At 35.2% G+C, this 22260-nt stretch carries 16 protein-coding genes; 9 read left to right on the top strand and 7 right to left on the bottom strand.

Annotated features, from left to right (window positions below; translation table 11 throughout):
- The first annotated feature begins 4 nt into the window (after nucleotides 1-4).
- The 5 genes from VB798_RS03905 to VB798_RS03885 all read left to right on the top strand — a co-directional run bounded on the left by VB798_RS03905 (nucleotide 5) and on the right by VB798_RS03885 (nucleotide 4535).
- Nucleotides 5-880, top strand: coding sequence for an AraC family transcriptional regulator (locus tag VB798_RS03905; RefSeq protein WP_323256181.1), 876 nt, complete (start codon nucleotides 5-7; stop codon nucleotides 878-880).
- A 78-nt stretch (nucleotides 881-958) separates the two neighbouring features.
- Nucleotides 959-1678 carry a (Fe-S)-binding protein gene (locus VB798_RS03900; RefSeq protein WP_323256179.1) on the top strand — a complete coding sequence of 240 codons (720 nt, stop codon included), beginning with the start codon at nucleotides 959-961 and terminating at the stop codon, nucleotides 1676-1678.
- 101 nt (nucleotides 1679-1779) lie between these two features.
- Nucleotides 1780-3156 carry a lactate utilization protein B gene (locus VB798_RS03895; protein WP_323256177.1) on the top strand — a complete coding sequence of 459 codons (1377 nt, stop codon included), beginning with the start codon at nucleotides 1780-1782 and terminating at the stop codon, nucleotides 3154-3156.
- 229 nt (nucleotides 3157-3385) lie between these two features.
- Entirely contained in the window at nucleotides 3386-3778 is a 393-nt protein-coding gene (locus VB798_RS03890; RefSeq protein ID WP_323256176.1) for a VOC family protein, read from the top strand.
- Between the two features lie 172 nt (nucleotides 3779-3950).
- Nucleotides 3951-4535, top strand: coding sequence for a LutC/YkgG family protein (locus VB798_RS03885; RefSeq protein WP_323256174.1), 585 nt, complete (start codon nucleotides 3951-3953; stop codon nucleotides 4533-4535).
- A gap of 71 nt (nucleotides 4536-4606) precedes the next feature.
- Here VB798_RS03885 and VB798_RS03880 read toward each other — a convergent pair whose 3' ends face one another.
- Both VB798_RS03880 and VB798_RS03875 read right to left on the bottom strand, forming a co-directional pair.
- Entirely contained in the window at nucleotides 4607-5482 is an 876-nt protein-coding gene (locus tag VB798_RS03880; RefSeq protein ID WP_323256172.1) for an aldo/keto reductase, read from the bottom strand.
- A 163-nt stretch (nucleotides 5483-5645) separates the two neighbouring features.
- On the bottom strand, nucleotides 5646-8087 hold the full coding sequence (locus tag VB798_RS03875) for a glycosyl hydrolase 115 family protein (protein ID WP_323256170.1): 2442 nt from the start codon (nucleotides 8085-8087) through the stop codon (nucleotides 5646-5648).
- A 288-nt stretch (nucleotides 8088-8375) separates the two neighbouring features.
- Here VB798_RS03875 and VB798_RS03870 point away from each other — a divergent pair, with 288 nt between their 5' ends.
- Complete coding sequence (locus tag VB798_RS03870) at nucleotides 8376-9788, top strand: hypothetical protein (RefSeq protein WP_323256168.1); 1413 nt, start codon at nucleotides 8376-8378, stop codon at nucleotides 9786-9788.
- Nucleotides 9789-9861: 73 nt separating this feature from the next.
- Here VB798_RS03870 and VB798_RS03865 read toward each other — a convergent pair whose 3' ends face one another.
- The 4 genes from VB798_RS03865 to VB798_RS03850 all read right to left on the bottom strand — a co-directional run bounded on the left by VB798_RS03865 (nucleotide 9862) and on the right by VB798_RS03850 (nucleotide 13926).
- Nucleotides 9862-10608 (bottom strand): succinate dehydrogenase/fumarate reductase iron-sulfur subunit, encoded by a 747-nt coding sequence (locus VB798_RS03865; RefSeq protein WP_323256764.1) that lies wholly within the window; start codon nucleotides 10606-10608, stop codon nucleotides 9862-9864.
- An 86-nt stretch (nucleotides 10609-10694) separates the two neighbouring features.
- Entirely contained in the window at nucleotides 10695-11051 is a 357-nt protein-coding gene (locus tag VB798_RS03860; RefSeq protein ID WP_323256166.1) for a four helix bundle protein, read from the bottom strand.
- A gap of 118 nt (nucleotides 11052-11169) precedes the next feature.
- On the bottom strand, nucleotides 11170-13152 hold the full coding sequence (locus VB798_RS03855; protein WP_323256164.1) for a fumarate reductase/succinate dehydrogenase flavoprotein subunit: 1983 nt from the start codon (nucleotides 13150-13152) through the stop codon (nucleotides 11170-11172).
- A gap of 102 nt (nucleotides 13153-13254) precedes the next feature.
- Nucleotides 13255-13926: a succinate dehydrogenase cytochrome b subunit gene (locus tag VB798_RS03850; protein ID WP_323256162.1), complete on the bottom strand. Its 672-nt coding sequence runs from the start codon at nucleotides 13924-13926 to the stop codon at nucleotides 13255-13257.
- A gap of 468 nt (nucleotides 13927-14394) precedes the next feature.
- Here VB798_RS03850 and VB798_RS03845 point away from each other — a divergent pair, with 468 nt between their 5' ends.
- Nucleotides 14395-17172 (top strand): T9SS type B sorting domain-containing protein, encoded by a 2778-nt coding sequence (locus tag VB798_RS03845; protein WP_323256160.1) that lies wholly within the window; start codon nucleotides 14395-14397, stop codon nucleotides 17170-17172.
- 220 nt (nucleotides 17173-17392) lie between these two features.
- Here the strand turns inward: VB798_RS03845 and VB798_RS03840 are convergent, their stop codons facing one another.
- Nucleotides 17393-20452: a PVC-type heme-binding CxxCH protein gene (locus tag VB798_RS03840; RefSeq protein WP_323256158.1), complete on the bottom strand. Its 3060-nt coding sequence runs from the start codon at nucleotides 20450-20452 to the stop codon at nucleotides 17393-17395.
- Nucleotides 20453-20885: 433 nt separating this feature from the next.
- Between VB798_RS03840 and VB798_RS03835 the strand changes: the two genes are divergently transcribed.
- A complete protein-coding gene (locus tag VB798_RS03835) occupies nucleotides 20886-21776 on the top strand; it encodes an outer membrane protein assembly factor BamD (protein WP_323256156.1) in 891 nt (296 codons plus the stop codon).
- A gap of 51 nt (nucleotides 21777-21827) precedes the next feature.
- Complete coding sequence (locus VB798_RS03830) at nucleotides 21828-22148, top strand: DNA-directed RNA polymerase subunit omega (RefSeq protein ID WP_323256154.1); 321 nt, start codon at nucleotides 21828-21830, stop codon at nucleotides 22146-22148.
- Nucleotides 22149-22260 lie beyond the last annotated feature (112 nt).

Raw genomic sequence — 22260 nt, 5'->3', positions numbered from 1 at the left:
TTAAATGAAAGCAGAATTTGAAATAATCCAACCTGACGAAGGGAGTTCTTTCAGGATTTTGCATCATAAAGTATCAGCTGGTACTTTCAGATGGAGCTATCATTATCATCCAGAATATGAAATTGTGTTGGTATTTCAGGGTTCAGGAAGAAGACATGTGGGTAATCATTTAAGCTATTATACCAATGGCGATTTGGTGATGATTGGCTCAGACGTTCCGCATTCTGGTTTTGGTTATGGAGCCATTGGAACACACGAGGAAGTGGTAATTCAATTCAAAGAAAATTTTCTGGGCGATGGCTTTATTCAAGTACAAGAAATGTCTGCTATCAAATTACTTTTTGAACGCTCCAAACAAGGAATTTCATTTTATGGTGAAACCCGTGAAGAACTCAATCTTCGGTTTAGAAAATTACTTGAACTTTCTCATTTTGAAAGATTAATCGAGTTACTCGGTATTCTTCAATTTCTAGCAAAATCTACAGAGTATGTTTTGCTAAATGCTTCTGACATACGTTATAATTTTAGTTTAAAAGACCAAGAACGCTTGAACAAAATCTACAAATTTGTAGAAGATAATTTTGGGCAAGAAATTGATATACAAGAAGTTGCTGATTTGTCGAGCCTTACAATTCCTGCTTTTTGTAATTACTTTAAAAAGAATGCCAACCAAACATTTACAGAATTTGTGAATGAATATCGAATAAATCAAGCCTGTAAAATGCTTTTGAAAGGCGAGGAGATTACGGATGTTTGTTTCCATTGTGGGTTCAATAATGTGTCTTATTTCGGTCGTGTTTTCAGAGAATTCAAAGGGAAAAGTCCCTCTCAGTTTCGGAGAGCTTTTATCGAAGAACTCAATCAAAGTGTTTCCGCATAAGAGTACAGTACGCTTTAAAGAGTATTTTACATGTAATTTTGGGCTTTATAGAAAAGATTGAATTGTAGATCCAAAACGATGAAAGTAGCGCTGTTTATTCCTTGTTATATCGACCAGTTTTATCCGAACGTAGCCATTGCTACTTTGGAGCTATTAGAGAAATTTGGTTGTGAAGTACATTATCCACTAAATCAAACTTGTTGTGGACAGCCCATGGCAAATTCTGGTTTTGAACATCTCAGTAAAGGATGTGACAAAAATTTTCTTGAAAACTTTAAAGGTTACGAATACATCGTTTCGCCATCAGGAAGTTGTACACTTCATGTGAAAGACCATGTGTTGGGCAAAGATGGAGGCAATGCTAAAATTTATGAACTCACAGAGTTTCTAGTTGATGTATTAAAAGTAGAAAACCTTCAAGCACATTTTCCACACAAAGTTGGTTTACACCAAAGTTGCCACGGACAACGTGGATTGAAACTCGCTCAGATGTCAGAGTTGGTTGCCCAACCATATTCAAAACCGGAAAAATTATTAAAAATGGTTTCTGGTTTATCAATCATTGAATTAGATAGAAAAGATGAATGCTGTGGTTTTGGAGGTACTTTCTGTGTAGCAGAGGAAGCCGTTTCTGCCAAAATGGGGAAAGATAGAGTAGCCGACCATCTTCGTCATGAAGCTGAATTCATTACTGGTGCAGACGTTTCTTGTTTGATGCACATGGAAGGAATCTTGAAAAGAAAAGGCTCAAACGTGAAAGTAAAACATATCGCAGAAATTTTGAATAGTAAAATTTAGTCAATTGTGATTAAGTAAATTGTGAGTTAGTGAATTGTGAATTAATGATTGCTTGTATTAATAATCACTAAATCACTCATTCACAATAAAAAAAATAGCTGATGAATACTCCAATCAAAGACCACGCTACGGCATCGGTCGAATTCAATAAAGACGAAGATTACGTAAACTGGCACGACGAAACGCTTTGGTTTGTACGCTCAAAGCGTGATAAAGCTGTTTTTCAGATTCCTGAATGGGAACAATTGCGTGAAGCGGGTTCGCAAATCAAGAATCATGGTTTGTCGAATATGCACGATTTATTAGTGCAGTTTGAAGAAAAAGCTACGCAAAACGGTATTAAAGTACACTGGGCTTCTGATGGAAAAGAACATAACGAAATTGTACTTTCTATCTTGAAAAAACAAGGTGTTACTCGCATGGTGAAATCAAAATCCATGCTGACGGAAGAATGCCATTTGAATGATTTTTTGAAAGAAGAAGGCATAGAAGTAATTGACTCAGATTTGGGCGAACGTATCGTTCAGATGAGAAATGAACCGCCTTCGCATATTGTTTTACCAGCTATTCACTTAAAAAAAGCGGATGTAGGCGAAACATTTCATATCCATTTAGGTACAGAAAAAGGTGCAACTGACCCGCAATATTTAACCGAAGCGGCTCGCCAACATTTAAGAGATACTTTCTTGACAAGAAAAGTAGCTTTGACGGGCGTAAACTTCGCCATCGCCGAAACAGGTGGTTTTGTGGTTTGTACCAATGAAGGAAATGCCGATATGGGAACGCATTTGGCGGATGTTCATATCGCTTCGATGGGTTTTGAAAAGATTATTCCTAAAGCTGAACATTTAAGTGTTTTCTTAAGATTATTAGCAAGAAGTGCCACTGGACAACCGATTACTACTTTTTCAAGTCATTTCCATAAACCACGTGAGGGACAAGAAATGCACATTATCTTAGTAGATAATGGTAGAACAACACAATTAGGTCGTCCAGATTTCAGAAATTCTTTGAAATGTATTCGTTGTGCCGCTTGTATGAATACTTGTCCTGTCTATCGTCGTTCGGGTGGATTTAGTTATCACTCCGCTGTGGCTGGACCAATTGGTTCTATTTTGGCACCAAATCTGGATATGGAAAAGAATGCAGATTTACCTTTTGCTTCAACACTTTGTGGCTCATGTTCAAATGTTTGTCCAGTGAAAATTGATATTCATGACCAATTGTATAAATGGCGCCAAGTATTGGTACAAGGTGGTCATGTTTCTAAAGTAAAAGCTGCGGGAATTAATTCAATGGCAATGGTTTTGAATTCTCCAAAATTCTTTAGAACAGCAGGGAAATTAGGTAGATTCTTTATGAAAAATGCTCCTTTCTTGGTGAATAATGGAATGAATCCTTGGTACAACCAAAGAGAAATGCCTGAGCCTCCAAAAGAAAGTTTCAGAGATTGGTATATTCGTGAAAAGGGTTTGTAAAGAGGCAAGTAGCAAGAGACAAGTAGCAAGAGACAAGTAGCAAGAGATAAGATATAGAATGTAAGATATAAGAAGTATGAAACATGAAGTAAGATGAAGACTATCTATTTGTATCTTACGGTAGTTTGTGTATCACCGACCACATTATAGGAACAATATCTTATGTATTGTATTGCTAATTTTATCTTGCTTCTTGTCTCTTGCGTCTTGTATCTAAATAATCTAAACAATGAAACAAAGTATCTCTCAAATGACTTTAGTCGTGCAGGATTATGACGAAGCGATTGAGTTTTATACGCAAAAACTACAATTTGAACTCGTGGAAGATACGCCACTGACCGAAAGTAAAAGATGGGTTTTGCTACGACCACAAAATTCAAATGGTTTTTGTTTGTTATTGGCAAAAGCCGTGAATGAGGAACAGAAGAAAAGCGTAGGAAATCAATCGGGTGGGAGAGTATTCTTGTTTTTAAACACTGATGATTTCTGGAGAGATTTTCACCAAATGAAAAGCGTCGGAATTGAATTTGCAAGAGAACCTTCGGAAGAAGTTTATGGTACAGTAGCAGTATTTAAAGATTTATACGGAAATCTTTGGGATTTGATTGAAAATAGATTTTAAGGATTAGAGACTTTATGACTTTAAGATTTGAGGACTTTAGGAATTACCAGTGCCGTGACCTGTGTCTTCACAGACCACCAGCCGGCAAGACGTCTTCAATTCCTACATCTTGTGTCTAAAAGTCCTCCAGTCCTAAAGTCCCCAATCCCAAAGTCTCAAAAAAATAAAAAAGATGTCAAGCAGAGAAAAAATATTATCCCTTATCAAACAAAATCAACCTGAATACAGAGAGCTAACTGTTCAGTATAAATTTGATACGGTTTATGAAAATAACTTTGAGAAATTTGCAGAAATTCTCAGTTTTGTAGGAGGAAAGGCTATTGCAGTAAATTCTTACGAAGAAATAAAAGCAGATATTCAAACACATTATAAAGACGTTACTAAAATTGCATCAACTGTTGAAGCATTAGCAGATTTAGCAGATTTTAGTTTGAACGTAAGTGACCCACATGAGCTGGAAACCCTGAACTTAGCCATCATAGAAGGTGAATTTGGCGTAGCAGAAAACGGAGCAATTTGGGTTTCTGAAAAGCAATTACCACATAGAGTATTGCCAATGATTACTCAGTATTTAGTCATCATTATTAAAAATTCAGAAATCGTAACTAATATGCACCGAGCTTATGAAAGAGTAAAAGTTGACGAAACTGGTTTCGGTACTTTTATTTCAGGTCCATCAAAAACAGCAGATATTGAGCAAAGTTTAGTAATAGGCGCACATGGCGCACGTGGATTAACTGTTTATGTAATTCAATAGTTTTCATTAAAAAAGGCAAGTGAAAATTAAATCACTTGCCTTTTTATTGAGCATTAAACGATTATGGAAAATTACTTCATCATCGCCAGATTATAAATTTCATACCAATCTTCGTGGTTCAATTTAATTTCTGTAGCACTTACAGCATTACGGATTCTTTCTTCCGACAATGAACCAATAATTGGTAAAGTACCTAATTGTAAAAGCCATGCTACAGCAGTTTGTTCAACATTAGCATCATATTTTTGTCCGATTTCAGTCAGTTTAGCTCTTATGATAGCAGATTTTGCATCTGTACCATCCAAAATTTTACCGCCAGCCAAAGGAGCCCAAGCCAAAGGTTTGCTAAAACGTTGCTTGATAAAATCTAATCTACCATCTTCAATCGCAGAAGTATTGATAAGATTGAGTTCAATATGGTTCGTTACGATGGGCTTACGTAAATACGATTCTAACAACTGATGTTGAAATACTGTTAAATTACTAACACCTACATGTTTAATTTTCCCACTGTTTACCAACTCTCTTAATACTTGTGCTGTTTCTTCAGGATTACTTATCATGTCGATTTGATTCAACAAGAAAATATCTAAATAATCTGTTTTAAGCCTTTTCAAGGAATTATTAACACTTTCTAACAAGTACTTTTCAGTATTATCGTAATACACATAACCTTTGTCAGATTTCCGAACGCCACATTTGCTAAAAAGTACAATTTCTTCTCTTTTGATAGCTTTTTGCTGAATGAGTTTCCCAAAATATTCTTCGATGGTATAATTGCCATAAATATCTGCATGGTCAAAAGTATTGATGCCTAATTCCAAACATAAATTAACAATCTTCTCCATATTAGCAACAGTCTCAGAACCGTTGTCTGTCCATCTCCAAAACCCATAGATTGCCTCAGAAACCTTTGGACCAGAATCACTCAAATAGACTTTATTCATAAAAATTAATTGGTTTTAATATAATCGAATATAAGATTGCTCAAAGATTGGAAAATTATATAAGACTGAAAACAAAAAGGCAGATAAATTGTGTTTCAGGTTAATTTTTGCTGTGAACTTGCTTTCAGAGACCCCTCTAAATATATTGAATTCTTTTGAATGATTAATGAAAACTTAACACAAAATGGTCAAGTACCACTGCTGGGTCAATCATGAAAATTTTAAAAGTATGTTTTCCAGCATTGAATTTATTCATTTTAAGCGTTCTCTTTGCTGTATTTGAAAGTACATTTTGTTTCCATTCTTCACTTCTATCATACGTCTGAAAGTTAATAATTTGGACTTTTTGTTCGTCTATTTGGATACCAATTCTTTGTCCAAGTCCCATTTGAACAGGATGCAATGGTAAAGCCACAATACTTAAATCTACAAGAGTATTATTTTCTGTGACGTTAAATTGATATGTTAAAGTAGGCAGTTCATCCGTTTTAGTACTATCAAGAGATTTCCCTAAACGAAATGGTTCGCTTACGACTGATGATCCAGAGAAACTTGGTTCTGCAATTTTTTTCCAAAAAGTATTTACTCCTTGTTTTACCGAAACATAATCTCCTGCAGCGATTTTAATGTTTTTTGGACTTTCTGCAACAACCTTTTGTTCAACCTTTAGCAACTTTTCAGGATGATTGAACACGGGTAAACCTCTAGGAGCGGCATTCATCATGTATTTCCATTTTCCGCCTGATAGTTGATTATTATAGTAGCTCGTTAAATCTTGAATACTTTGATAGTTTTGAATAGCAGCTTGTAAATTCACATCATTATTATCTCTTTCTGCAATTGGCTTTTCATAAAATTTATCTAAGTAAAGAAACTTCTGATTCATTTTACTGGAAGCTAAAATAGGATATTCCACCAATTGAAAATAAGCATCAGCAAGCGTTTTATCAGTTGGACGATTATTCAAAACTTCCTTTTCAAGGTGTTGATAATGTTGCAAACGTTCATTTACTTGAGTCGGAGTAAAAGTAGTGGGATGTGTAGCACGAGTAGGTTCTGTTTGGCTCCAACCCATAAATTCAGGTTTACGAATAAAAGCTAACTGATAATATTGCCAGAGTAAACCAGCCGATTGTGTACTTTTTAAAAGAGCATTTGTCCACTTACTTAAATGTGTTTTAACACTTTTTCCTTCTTGAAAAGGCTTCATATCATAAGCCATGTCCAGAAACAATTGCATAGAATACTCGTTAGGTTTAATATCTCCGATGTTCAAAACCCAAATGTTTTTCGCATCCATTTCATAGGCTTTGCTCATTTCAAAATGAATTAGCGCTGGATGCGTTGTTCCTAACCAAAGATAATCGTGTGGTCGCCCCCAATAAGAAGCATGATAATAAACCCCAGCTCCACCTTTACGTTTTCTTTCAGTTTCATTACTTAAACCTTTGATATAACCATAATTATCGTCAGACCAAACCAGCGTAATGTCATCAGGTATTTTCATGCCATTTTCATACAAATTCAAAACTTCTTTGTAGAGCGTCATGGCTTGAGGAATCTCATTTAAAGGCTTTTTAACATACTTTTTCAATAAATATCTTTGAATTTGAATGATTTCTTCCGTCGTTTCTACAGCTTTATCAATCGTTTTTGCACCTTCCATTCCGCTATCGTGCTTGCCACGCATTCCAATAGAATAGTAGTTTTCATAATCCTTTATTTCATTGATTCTAGTTTCCCAATAATTAATGATTTTATCCTTGTTCGTGAAAAAATTATAATCTCCCATCGTCTTATCATCCCATTCATCCACATTATTTCTCATCATAGGTTCTGCATGAGACGTTCCCACGATGATTCCATACTTTTGAGCAACAATTTTATTTTCAGCAAAATGATAGAAAGCCTTTGTTGATGGGTGCATGGCTGGCCAAATAAGGTTGGCTTTCAAACGAAGTAATAATTCAAAAATCTTTGCATAAGTAGCAGGTCCGATATCTTTTGTTTGTGGTTCAAAAGTTTTAGCAGCCCAAGGTTGTAAGCCCCAATCTTCATCATTCAAGAAAATACCACGATATTTTACAGAAGGTTCGACACTAATAGTATCCGAAACTGATATTTCTTTACTTGTAGATTTTACGATAGGAACATCCGCCCAAAAATACCAAGGATTTACTCCTATTTTCTTAGAGAGTTCCAATACTCCATAAGCCAATCCACGAGCATCACTTCCCGTTATAATCAAAGTTTGCTTTTGATTTTTTAGCTGATTGATATAACTAAATACTTCCCATTTACCTGTGATTTTTTTATCATTTTCTGAAATTACTTTTTTCAAATCAGCAGTAATAGATTCGCCAGCAATGCGTAAAATAACATTTAGAGAAGCTTTTGATACATTTTTTTGATTAAAATTCACTTTGGCATCAAATACTTGTTCAATATCTTTTTTGAATAATTGAGCAGTCGTAGTCACCAAAGGAATTTGAGTATTGTAAACAATATTTACCTCACGAGAGAAATCTAACGTAGTATTATTTTTTTGTGAGAAAGCGGTAAAAGCTGAGAAAATGATGAGACAAATAGATAATATTAACTTCATACTTTAGAAAGTTTGATGGGTTTGTACTATCTCATAAAGGTAAATGAAAAGCTTATCTACTGAGTTCATTATCTTTTTGTATAGCTACTTAGCAATCAGGAGTTTGAATGTGATTTTTATATAATCTAAAGAGGAAATAAAGTGTTAAAAGGTGTTAAATGAAGGTGGTTTTAGAAAATGATATAGTTTAATTAGGTAAGGGTTGCTACTTTTGTCCAATTCTAAAGACTGCCATAAATAAAACTCTATATCATAAATATAAATTAAGTTCTAATGACCAAGTCAAAAATGTTAACAACACTATCTACAATAGTGCCTATTTTAATGTTGCTTACTTTTTTTTCTTACTACAAAAGATTTCCTACTGGCGACGATGCTTGGTTTGCTGAAGAATCTTATTGGCTATTACATGATGGCGTTATTCGCTCCGAATTTTTCAATGGATTGTTAGGATGGGAAAATCAATTTTTCGTAAGCCACAAACTATTTTTATGTATTGGGAGTATGATGATGTGGATAGGAGGGAATTCATTGTATGTAGTCAAACTGACAAGCTTACTTTTCTTGGGAGTATTAGTGTTCTTATTCAAAAGGTATATTTCTCATCGTCAGCTAGAAAAGTCTTCATTATACATTGTGCTTTTTTTATTATTCTCTAATACGCTTATTGTTAAAATGAGTTTTGAATATCGTCCAGAAGTAATGATGATGACACTGGGATTTGCCTCATATTTACTCATTCAGTACCAGCAAAAGTACTTTATAGCTTTGGGAGGAGTATTGTCTGGAATGGCTTTGCTGTGCCACCTAAATGGGATAATCTATATATTTGCTGGCTTTTTTATGTTCATATTTACTGAGAAAAAGATAAACGCTTTGGTTTTTGGCATTTTTGCTACTCTTACCAGTATATTTTATTTTTATGATGTATGGCAAGCAAATGGATTTGATACTTGGCTTTATCAATTCAGAAATGATCCAGCCACCCAGAATGCTTTTGGATTAGTAGATAAACTAAAAGTAATGCTAAGTTTCCCTAGTATTTTCTTTAAATCTCCACAAGAAATGGCAATTTCTATTTTACTAATTACATTTTGTTGGACATTCAAAAAAAGATTAAGCCAATTACCTCGTAATCTAATAGTTTACTCAATTGTATTAGTAGTGTCATTTTGGTTGATTACAAAACGAGCAAGTGGATTATATGAAATGTTATTTATTCCAACAATGATGGCATTGATTATTGAACTGTTCAGTTTTATAGAGAATAAACCAAGCTTTAAACTATCAAAACCTATACTCTTTGGTTTCTTTGTGTACTTTGTTATTGGTATTGTTGGAATTATTCAGTTAATCCATAAAATTAATAGCCGACCCTATTTGCCTGAAAAGTATGCTACTTTAAGAAAGTATATTCCTACAAAATCAGTAGGATTAGTACCACTTCAATTCTTCTTCAATGAATACGAAAATCACGAAAGTTTGCTCTGTTTTGAAAATTTTGATTTTCAATTAGCTCAATCTAAATTAAAAACTGATACAGAATCACTTGCAGCTTGGGCAAGAAAAAATAATGTAGAATTCATTCTATTTGATTACAAGAATACCAAAGCTAATTTCTTCCTTAAACCGAAAGAAATATTGAAAGGATACAAACTTGTTTATTTTGATGGAGATTTTGCTGTTTATGTTGAATTTTAGCATTAATAAAATGAAAAAGCCCCATTTACCAAGATTACTCTGGTAAATGGGGCTTTAATATTAAAACGAAAAATTATTTCGAAGAAAGTACTGCTCCGTAATATTCACGGTTCATGCGTGCGATGTTTTCTAATGAAATGCCTTTTGGACATTCAGCTTCGCAAGCACCTGTGTTTGTACAAGCACCGAAACCTTCGATATCCATCTGAGCAACCATGTTTTCTGCACGAATTGTACGTTCAGCTTGTCCTTGCGGAAGTAAAGACAATTGAGATATTTTTGCAGAAGTAAACAACATTGCAGAAGCATTTTTACAAGCTGCAACGCAAGCACCACAACCAATACAAGCTGCTGCTGCAAAAGCATCATCAGCATCTGGTTTTGGAATTGGTAATGAGTTGGCATCTTGTGCATTACCAGTGTTTACCGAAATATATCCACCCGCTGAAATAATACGGTCGAATGAAGAACGGTTTACTGCTAAGTCTTTTACGATTGGGAATGCTTTTGCTCTCCAAGGTTCTACTGTGATTGTATCACCATCCTTGAAGCTTCTCATGTGAAGCTGACAAGTAGTAACACCTTTGTTTGGTCCATGTGGTTGACCATTGATGTACATTGAACACATTCCACAAATACCTTCACGGCAATCGTGGTCGAAAGCTACTGGAGTTTCACCTTCATTGATAAGACGTTCGTTCAATACATCGAACATCTCTAAGAATGACATATCTTCAGAAATACCTTTTACATCGTATTGCTGAAAATTGCCTTCGCTATTTGCATTTTTCTGACGCCAAACCTTTAGCGACAAATTCATATTTCCTTCCATTTCTGAATCAATTTGAAGATTTGAAAATTTGAAGATTTGAAAATGAATAACAATAATTGTTTAATTTAAGATTATTATTTATTCATTTTTGAGCTACTAATTATTCTTGACAGTATTCGAATAATCTGAGTTAATTCTTCAATGATAATTTGTTCTGGTTGCGGGTAGGATTCTGATAACTCACAAAGTTTTAGCCAATATGTTACTTCGTCGGCTTCTTTAGCAGCAATTTTTATCTTGTGAATAAAGTCTGCTTTACTTTCTGAATTCTGAGCTTCCCAAACATTTGCTCCAATAGATGTTCCTGCTCTTAACAACTGTTTAGCGATAACAAACTTTCTATTGGTTTCTAATATCTCACTGAATTTGATGATTTGAATTGAAAATAAAAGTGTTTTACTTACAATTAGATTCTCTTTGTCGTTTCGCATAAAGTGTAGTTTTTGATTTAAAGCATTTTTACACTAAAATAAAAATTCTCCTTTAAATTCTTAACTAAACACTTCTAAAACTTTCATTTTCAAATTTTCAAATCATCAAACTTTCAAATTATTTGTAACTTCTCTGAGCAATCTTAATATTCTCATAAACCAATTCCTCTTTGTGTAATTCGAATTGAGAGTCGCCTTTGTATTCCCACGCAGCTACATAAGCGTAGTTTTCGTCGTCACGAAGAGCTTCTCCTTCTTCTGTTTGGTATTCCTCACGGAAGTGACCACCACAAGATTCATTACGGTTCAAGGCATCAATACACATCAATTCTCCAAGTTCAATAAAGTCGGCTACACGAGTCGCTTTTTCTAATTCAGGGTTAAATTCATCTGCATCGCCCGGAATACGAACATCCGACCAGAATTGTTTTTTGATTTCTTGGATTTCAGCAATCGCTTCTTTCAATCCTTTTTCGTTACGAGCCATTCCACATTTATCCCACATGATTAATCCTAATTTTTTGTGGAAATAATCAACAGATTTTGTTCCTTTGATAGACATCAATTTGTTGATAGTATCTTGAACCGCTTTTTCAGCAGCAACAAATTCAGGAGCATCTGTTGGAATCGCTTTTGTACGAATATCACCAGATAAGTAAGCACCGATTGTGTAAGGAATTACGAAATAACCATCCGCCAAACCTTGCATCAAAGCAGAAGCACCCAAACGGTTAGCACCGTGGTCAGAGAAGTTTGCTTCGCCCATTGCATAAAGTCCTGGAACAGTAGTCATTAAGTTATAATCAACCCAAAGTCCACCCATTGTATAGTGAACCGCAGGATAAATACGCATTGGTAATTCGTAAGGGTCTTCACCAGTAATTTGTTTGTACATATCAAACAAGTTACCGTACTTCTCTTTTACTACTTCTTTACCCATTACTTGCAACTCTTCAGTTGTAGCATTGTGCATACCTTTTTTAGTAGCTTCTCCACGTCCATAACGTAAGATAGCCGCAGCGAAGTCAAGGTAAACAGCTTTTTTAGAAGCACCTACTCCATAACCTTCATCGCAACGCTCTTTCGCTGCACGAGAAGCGATATCACGAGGAACCAAGTTACCGAAAGCAGGGTAACGACGTTCTAAGTAATAATCACGTTCGTCTTCAGGAATTTGAGCGGCAGGACGAGTGTCATTTTTCTTTTTAGGAACCCAAATACGACCATCGTTACGTAACGATTCCGACATCAAAGTAAGTTTTGATTGGTGGTCGCCAGAAACTGGAATACAAGTTGGGTGAATTTGTGTATAGCAAGGGTTACCAAAAAAAGCTCCTTTTTTGTGTGCTTTCCAAGCAGCCGTTACGTTAGAGCCCATTGCATTGGTTGATAAGTAAAATACGTTTCCGTATCCACCAGTACCTAATAATACAGCGTGACCAAAGTGACGTTCTAATTTACCAGAAATCAAATCACGAGCGATGATACCACGAGCTTTGCCGTCAACCATTACTACGTCCATCATTTCGTGGCGAGTAAATAATTCTACATTACCTAAACCAACTTGGCGTTGTAAAGCTGAGTAAGCACCTAATAATAATTGTTGACCAGTTTGTCCTGCTGCATAAAAAGTACGTTGTACTTGTGTACCACCGAAAGAACGGTTAGATAACAAACCACCGTACTCACGAGCGAAAGGAACCCCTTGAGCCACACATTGGTCGATGATATTACCAGAAACTTCAGCTAAACGGTGAACGTTTGCTTCACGTGCACGGTAGTCACCACCTTTAATTGTATCATAAAAAAGACGGTAAACAGAGTCACCATCATTTTGGTAATTTTTAGCAGCGTTAACACCACCTTGTGCAGCAATAGAGTGCGCACGACGAGGAGAATCTTGGAAACAGAAAGCCTTAACTTTATATCCCATTTCTGCTAAAGATGCTGCTGCAGAAGCTCCAGCTAAGCCAGTTCCTACAACAATGATTTCAATATTTCGCTTGTTTGCGGGGTTTACCAAGGGTACAGTAGAACGGAACTTTGTCCATTTCTCTTGTAATGACCCACCTGGTATTTTAGCATCTAATTTAGTTGACATAATTTTTTATTAAGAATTATGAATTGTTAATAATAAGATGGAATGATTAAAAGACATGATATTTACGAAGTTTAACTTGATAAAATCATATTCGTTTCTTCATTATGCAATCCATCCGAAATGCATTGCAATTGGCATTGCTGCGAAAACAATAGGAACAATGATTGAAAATCCAGTTCCTAAAGATTTAATGAATGGAGTATATTTCGGGTGATTCCATCCCATTGTTTGGAAAGCACTTTGGAAACCATGTAATAAATGGTATCCTAAAGAAATACAACCGAAAACATACACAACTACAACAATTGGATTTTGGAAAACTTCTATCATTTCAGCATATAAAGTTTTTTCTCCACTTGTAATTACATCCGTAAAACGGCTAACTACCCAAAAATGACGAAGGTGAATAATTAGGAAAATCAAAAGTAAAGATCCTAATAAACCCATCGAACGTGAGTACCAAGTAGAATTGGCTTCTCCTTTTACAACGGCATACTTTACAGGACGCTTCTCTGAATTTGACTTCCAAAGCATTAATCCATCCACAATGTGAATAAGAAAGCCTAGCATTAAGATTACTTCAGCAGCTCTGATTAGCCAGTTGTGAGCCATAAATTCCGCAGCTTCATTGAAAGTTTCACCACCGTCGTTTAGAAAAATACAAGCATTGATTCCACAGTGTACCACAAGAAAGCCGATTAACGATAATCCCGTGATGGCCATCAGTAGTTTTCTACCCAGTGAACTCGTTAGTGTTTTTGTTACCCAAGACATCTTTTAATTGTTTTAGTTATCAGTAAAATGGTTAATAGTTTTAGGTTAATAGATAATGATGATGGGTGAATTCACTTTTTCAAAGATGAAATATCACTAATAATCAATATCCAGTAATTTAAAACTAAATATCCTCCCCAAAACTACGACCCAAACGATTGTCTATCAAATTATCTATCACTTTTTAGCAATTATTTATAATGTTTTTACGTTTTTTTACAATAAAATAAGACTTAGACCTTGTTTTTATTGTTAAAGATTAATTTTGAAGAGCCTTCCTGCTGGCTCTTGTGATTTAACTTAATGTTCGATTTTTTGTTTCGTTAGTTAGCAAAAAAAATAATACATAACTTGTGGGCAAATCATCCGAATTTTACATTCTAAATTTTTATGAGATTTAAACAATTTTACCTTTTCGTTATAGGCCTCTTTTTGGTTTTTTCCACTACTGAGTCTTTCGCCACACACATGAGAGGAGGGGAAATTTCTGTCAAAAGAATTTCATCATCTTCTTTTACTTACGAATTTACGCTAACTATTTATTGCGATTTAAATACTGGATTTAGAGCTTGGCAAGACCAAAGAGATGCCTCTTTTTGTTTTGGAGATGGCATCGGAAGTATCAGGGCGCCCCGTATCAACGGTGGAGGAAATGGGGAAGACATTGGTAACGGAATTGGGAAAGGTATTTACAAAGCAATTTATACTTATTCGGGAGCAGCAGATTATAAAGTAACTGTGGCAATTTCAAATAGGAATCAAGGGGTTAGAAATATCGGCGGAGCTTCGGATGCAGTAGCTTTTTATGTAGAAACAATTTTTAAAGTAAATCCGGGTTTAGGACTGAACTCAACACCAATTTTATTAAACCCTGCGGTTGATTTAACAGCTGTGGTTGGACAAAAATTTATTCATAATCCGAATGCAATTGATGTAGATGGCGATAGTTTGGCATATCGTCTTACTTTCTGTAGAAGAGGTGACCAAGATAATTGTACTGATAGAAAAGGTGACGCTGTTCCAGGTTTTCGTCAGCCAAATGAAGTGGCAACTACACCAAGTAATTTTTCTATCAATGCCCTCACAGGTGATTTAATTTGGGATGTTCCTCAAGAAATAGGTTTGTACAACTGTGCTTTTTATGTAGAAGAATGGCGAAATGGTGTATTGATTTCGATTACTGAAAGAGATATGCAAATTGAAGTAAAAGATGCCGACAACAAACCTCCAGTTATCAAAATACCAGATGATATTTGTGTGGAAGCTGGAACACTGATTAACCAAACGATTACGGCTACTGATACACCTTCTAATTCTGGAAGAGTAGATAATTTGACGATACTTTCAACTGGAGCTGTTTATAGATTACCAGATGGCACTACATTTATTGGGGCGCCGTATGCAACATTTACTTCAACGGCTAATCAAGCATCGCCTGCTTCTGGCAGATTTGTTTGGCAAACTGGCTGTAACCATATCCGAGAAGAACCTTATGATATTTTGTTTAAAGTACAAGATTTACCAAAGAGTGCGCTTATTCCGAGTTTGGTAGATAGTAAAATTTGGAAGATCAGAATCGTTGCTCCTAGAGTTAAAAATCTGAAAGCAACTGGCGATGCAGGAAACAAGGCGATAACTTTAACTTGGGATAGTTATACTTGTCAGAATGCTGGTTCTGAAATTGTGATTTATCGTAAAGAAGGTTGTACAGCCTATACTCCTGATAAATGTGCCACTGGTTTACCAGCAAGCTTGGGTTATGTAGAAGTAGCAAGAGTGCCTGTTTCAGCTACAAGTTATGTGGATAAAAACCTGAAACGTAATACAGATTACAGTTACAGAACGGTAGTCGTTTTCACTAATGGTATCAATAAAGCTGAAAGTATTGTTTCTGACCAAGCTTGTGCTAATTTACCAATTCAAATGTCGGTAATGACAAACGTTTCGGTTGATAAAACGGATGCAACCAATGGTGAAATTACGGTGAAATGGACTCGCCCTTTGGGACTTGATAAAAATGCGTTCAAAGGACCATATCAATATCGTTTGTTCAGAGCAACAGGATTGAACGGAACAAACTTTACTCAAGTTTCGCCAAACATTGATACAGATTTATCAGGGAAAGCAGATACTATTTTTGTTGACAAAGGCTTGAATACTACAGCAAATGCCTATAATTATCGCATTGCATTTTATTATACCAATAACACAGGTTTAACTTTATTAGATAGTACCGATAAAGCAAGTAGTGTTCGTTTATCAGCAACACCTGACAAAAAAATAGTACGTTTATCTTGGCAAGCACTTGTACCTTGGAAGAATGAAAACCAAGTACATCGTGTTTATCGTGAAACTCGTTCAGGTTCAGGAGTATTCAATCGTATAGCGGATGTGCCAGTAACTTCGGCAAGTACGTTTGCTTTTACTGATACTGGTGCTGATACTTATGCTGCTGATGGTGTAGCTTTAGCTAAAATGTCGCAAGATTCTACTTACTGTTACAAAGTAGAAACAGTTGGTACTTATGGTGATGCTAGAATCAAACCAGATTTATATTATAATTTCTCGCAAATTATTTGTGCAACACCATTGAGTGATATTGTTCCTTGTCCGCCGCAATTGACGATTGATATACTTGATTGTGATAAGTACACAAAAGATAATGCAAATTGTGATTTAACATCTTTCGAAAATAAACTTACTTGGACGAATCCTGATAAATCTGCATCAGGAAGTGATTGTACGAAGGATATTGTAAAATATACCATTTACTATGCCGAACGTTCGGATGCTACCTTTACGAAAGTGGGAGAAGTAACGAGTCCGACGCCACCTTTGCAGACTTTCACACACATAAAAAATGATTCTTATTTAGGTTGTTATTATGTAACTGCTACGGATAAATACGGAACTGAAAGTGCGCCAAGTAATACAGTTTGTAAGGATAACTGTCCAAATTTTGAGTTACCAAATGTATTTACTCCAAATGGTGATGGCAAGAATGATATTTTCCAAGCAATAAGATGTCCAAGATTTGTACAGAATTTAACGTTTAGTGTGTATAATCGTGCAGGACAAAAAGTATATGATTATACTGGACCAAAATTATCTTGGAATGGCACAGATACAAATGGAAAAGAGTTGCCAGTAGGTACTTATTTCTATAATGCTGAAGTGAAATTCTTGATGTTAGATCCTAGCTATCCAACAGTTAAATTAAAAGGCTGGATAGAATTATTGAGATAAGTTATTCGAAATATTAATAGGAAAAAGGCTTGAAGCAATTACGCTTCAAGCCTTTTTTGTTAACAAAATGAAGGGAATAAGACGCTATTTTTCTTCACATCAAATTATCAGGGAGGGTAAACTGTAAAAAACAAATACGGCTTAAAACAATAGATGTCTCAAGCCGTATTTTATCTTAATTTAGAAACTCAAAGCTGATAACTCGCAGCTTAAAGCTTGCTTACTTTCTCTTTAAACTAGTCAAGAATTCTACTAAATCAACTGCTTCTTCTTTACTCATTCCATCCATCAATCCTGTTGGCATCATTGAATTATTCATCATTTTCATGGACTTTACAGCACTTGTTTTGATGTTTTGAACAATTCCGCCAGGCATTTTTAAACTAATATCTGTTTCAGTTTTTGAAGCAATGATGCCACTCATCGTAGAGCCATCTTTCATTTTTAAATCCCAACCTTCATAACCAAAACCAATGCCTGCATCTGGAAACATAATGGCTAAATATTGACCATCTTTACCTAATTTAGAACCAATTTCTGAAAGCTTTGGCCCAAAATCCATGCCTTCACCATTTACTTGATGACATACCGAACAATTCGCTGCAAAAACAGCCGCACCTTTTTTTACATCACCTTTCAAGGTAACTAATTCAGCTAAAGGAGGAAGTTTTTTATTGGTGCTGGTTGAATTACCTAAATATTTTGAAGCTTCAATACGGACATTTCTACGCCAAGCTTTACTTACTCCTTCCACGGCAAATGGAATAAAATCTTTTTGAATTTTATTTTCTTTCAAATAAGCTAAAATCAAATTTTGCCCAGTATCGCTATCGCCCATTGCACGAGTAGCCTCACGACGAATCGTAGCTGAACGAGTTTTGTCTGACATTACCGTTTTGATAATATCTATCGAAGCCTGACCACCATTTGATTTAATGCCATTTAATAACTGAATTGCTAAGGTTTCTTTTTTAGGATCGTTAATTGTTTGTTTTACAATCATCAAACCTTCTGGCGATTTAATCAAAGCTTCAGCAGCTTGGCGGGGCATTTCTCCTTTACTTACCATGCCCATTAAGCGTGGGTTTTCTTCTGGCAATAAGTACTTTGTTTGTAATTCTAAATACTCTTTTCCATTTAAACTAGCCAATAATCTACTTAATGATTGTTTTGCTAATGGAGAAGTTCTTACGAAATCTACATCCAAATGGTTTAAAGCAAGCTTGTTAATCTCATTTTGTTCAGGAGAATTTCCTTTTAATAATGATAATAAAGTTTCAGATTTTTCTTTGCCTTTAATAAAATCAAATGCTCTGAAATAACGTAAACGCTCTTTTAAACTGATATGAGAATCAGTTGCCAAACTTGCAAGAAATCTTACACTTTCATTCGTTCTTGCACGCCAAACGATGTCTCTATTGGCAGGAGTTGATGTTGGGTCTGATACTTTTTTAAGATATGCTGAGAAGCAAGCATCCCAATTGTCAGAAGCACCAATACCTAATGCTTCAAGATACCAACGGTCTTTTCCATCATACTTTGTGGCTATGTCAGCCCAAATACTGGCAACTTCCGTAGAAGTATTTCCGTGTAAAGCAATGGCACATTCTCTTAGAATTTGCGGATCATTACTTTTTGCTAATTGTTTTACGTAATCTAATACATTTAATTTCAACTGACGAGCGGCTCTTAAACCTGCAATTTTAATATCTGGATTAGCATCAGCAAGAGCAATTTCTACATATTTTTTGCCATCAACAAGTTTACACAAAGCCCAAAAAGCACGTGCTTTCATGCGTTGATTTCCTGAATTCCAAAGTTTTAATAATTCAGGTTCAGCACTTTTTCCAAATTTAGTAAGAGCTTCCCAGCCTAAATAACGACTAGCAATATTTGGACTTTGTAAAGCAAAAACGGCTCCTTGTACTTTTGAAAAATCAAGGACAGGAGCGTAATAAGGCGTATTTTTAGGAGCAATTCTGTAGATTCTGCCTCTGGTTTGGTCGCCAGCTTGGTGCCCACCAACGCCTGGGTCGTACCAGTCTGCAACGATTAACGAACCATCTGGCGCAACACAAACATCAGCAGGGCGGAACCATTGGTCTTTTTCTTGCTTCATGATGTTCACAATTTCGGCAGTATAACCAGCACCAGATTTTTGAACTGGATAAGAACGTACCACATTATGCCCCGGTTCGCAGTGAATCATTTGTCCTTGAAATGCACTTGGTAACAAATTTCCTTCATAGATAATCATCCCCGTTGGTGAGCCAGAACCTGTTTGTAAAAGGTTTGGCACAGTTCCAGGGTCATTCAAATGCCAGTGACGTCTAGGAATTTCTTCTTCAATATTGGTACGATTACTTGGCCAAGAAGCATGCGTAATGGCATCTTTGTAACCATAATCGCCATAATCCATTACATAATTGATTCTCACACCTTTGTTGCCATCATCATCATTGTCAGATTGCCACATCGTGCCATAAGAATCAACCGCTACTTCATAATTATTTCTAAAGTTTTGTCCTAAGCATTCTACTTCCGAACCATCCAAATTACAGCGGAATACCATTCCTTCTTGGTAGTTTTTCGGTGAGATTTCTTTACCAAATTGGTCTTTTACCACATTGCCAGCAGCATCTTTTAACTGACGACCCTCATTCCCGAAATTGAAGTAAAGTTTACCATCTGGTCCGAATACAAAAGTGTGCATTCCGTGGTCATGCTGTTCACCACCAATGCCTTGGAAGAGTATTTCTTTTTTATCAGCTTTATCGTCGCCATCGGTATCCGTCAATTTCCAAACATAAGGACTTTGAGAAACCAAGACCACATTTCCTAAAACAGCAATACCCAAAGGTGCATTTAAAGAGGCATCTTGATAGAAAACTTTGCTCTCATCAGCTTTGCCATCTCCATCTTTATCTTCTAAAATAACAATTCTATCACCTTCTTTTCTTGTCGGATTTAAAGTGATATTTGGGCGATAATTGTAGGCTTCTAACACCCAAACTCGTCCACGAGCATCTACATCAATATCTGTAGGGTTAATTAACATTGGCTCAGTAGCAAAGGTTTTTACTTCTAAGCCGTCTGCCATTTTTACTCCTTCTAATGAATTATCAGGTAATCTTTTTTGGGTTTCTGACAATACAGAATCAACATAATGATTAATGAAACGGCTGGAAGGGGAATTTTGATAAGCAGTTGTAAATAAAGCACCACCGATGAGGATTGCTGGAATTCCTAAACGGAGTTTTTTAGATAGTTTATTTGACATGGAAAAATATGGTTTATGAAAAGGAAAATTGCCCAAATGCTTCATTATAAAGCATAATATTAGTATTTGTAATGATATAATAATTTCAAAAGTATAAAAAAAATAATACGAAATTGCACTCGCTTATACGGAATGAATAGCCTTAAAAACTAATAAATTTCAAAAGAGGTCTAATCTGTTCTATTTGAGGGTTTTTTCTTGAAATATTTTTTTAAAAGGACGTTATTTGAAGCGAATTTGTGGGCGAAATTCATTAAAGTAATGACATCTTCCCCAAAGTGGAAAATATCAATTGTTAAAATTCGTTAAATCTTATCTTGATAGCATGTTTTAAGCAGTTTTAATGACGAAATTTGACTTTGCTTAATTATATGATTAACAAATACAAGTATTGATTTTCAAACTCCCAAAAATTACTTAACTTTGCGAACTTATGCAGAGAACTCACAAATTTTTATTATTCATACTGTTTGCTTTGACCCTCAGTGCGTGTAGCAATTTCGAAAAAATCAGAAAAATGACTGATGAAAAGAAAAAGTACGACGCTGCGATTCGTTTCTTCAAGAAAGGTCATTACGACAAAGCAAGCATACTCTTTGAGGAATTGTTACCAATTTTAACGGGAACAGATCAACAGGAAATCGCTACTTTTTATCAAGCATATTGCGATTATCACACTGGCAATTACGAAATGGCTAATTTTCATTTCAAACGTTTTGCTGAAACTTTCGCCAGAAGTGAGCATTATGAAGAAGCCGTTTATATGTCGGCTTATGCTTTGTATAAAAATTCTCCGCAGTTCAATCTTGACCAAAGTGGAACAATAACAGCCATTAACGAGCTACAAAACTTTATTAATAATTACCCAGATAGTAAGTTTAGAGACGAAACTTCTGACTTAATTAAGGAATTAAGAAAGAAATTAGAGCAAAAAGCTTATGAAAAAGTAAAGCTTTATTATAAAACAAGTGAATTTAATATTGCTTCTTTGAAATCAGCAGTTATTGAAATTAACAACTTTCAAAAGGATTATCCAGATTCAGATTATAATGAAGAATTGGCATTTTTGAAAGTTCAATCACAATATGATTTGGCTCAAAGTACTATTGAAAGTAAACAAAAAGAGCGTTTTGATGATGCCATTAAGTTTTACCAAGATTTAGTGGATAAGTATCCCAAAAGTGATTTCTTGAAAAAAGCTGAAAAATTATATGACATCAGTTTTAAAGAAAGTGACAGAATTGCAAAACTTGAAGCCGAATACAAAGCCGCTAAAGAGAAATCTAATACTTCAAAAGTGGGTGCGGGCGACAAACAGAAGTAATCAGTATTTTATTGAAAACATTTAACAAGAAACAGTAGAACAACCAAAGATATGGCAACGAATCCATCAATCATTACCAGAGACGTAGATAAACTCGCTATCAAAGCAGGAGGAAATACGTATGAAGCCGTAGCAATCATCTCGAAACGTGCAAGACAAATCGCCTTGAAGTCTAAAGAGGAATTGAATAATAAATTGTCAGAATTTGCTTCTTCAGTAGATAACTTAGAAGAAATTTTTGAAAACCGTGAGCAAATTGAAATCTCTAAATTCTATGAGCGTTTGCCAAAACCAACGTCTTTAGCAATTGACGAATTCATGGAAGATAAATTCACTTTTACTTTGCCAAAAAATGAAGGTTCAGAAGAATAGATGTTTTCTTTAATTATTTAATCAAAAAGGTCAGATGTTTTACATTTGACCTTTTTGATTTTGATTAAGTTTGTGCAACAAAACCAATGTTGAACGATAAAAGAGGCTAAAA

This window comes from Arcicella lustrica (genome assembly GCF_034930985.1).
Taxonomy (GTDB): domain Bacteria; phylum Bacteroidota; class Bacteroidia; order Cytophagales; family Spirosomataceae; genus Arcicella; species Arcicella lustrica.
This window is presented reverse-complemented; position numbering and strand designations above follow the sequence as displayed.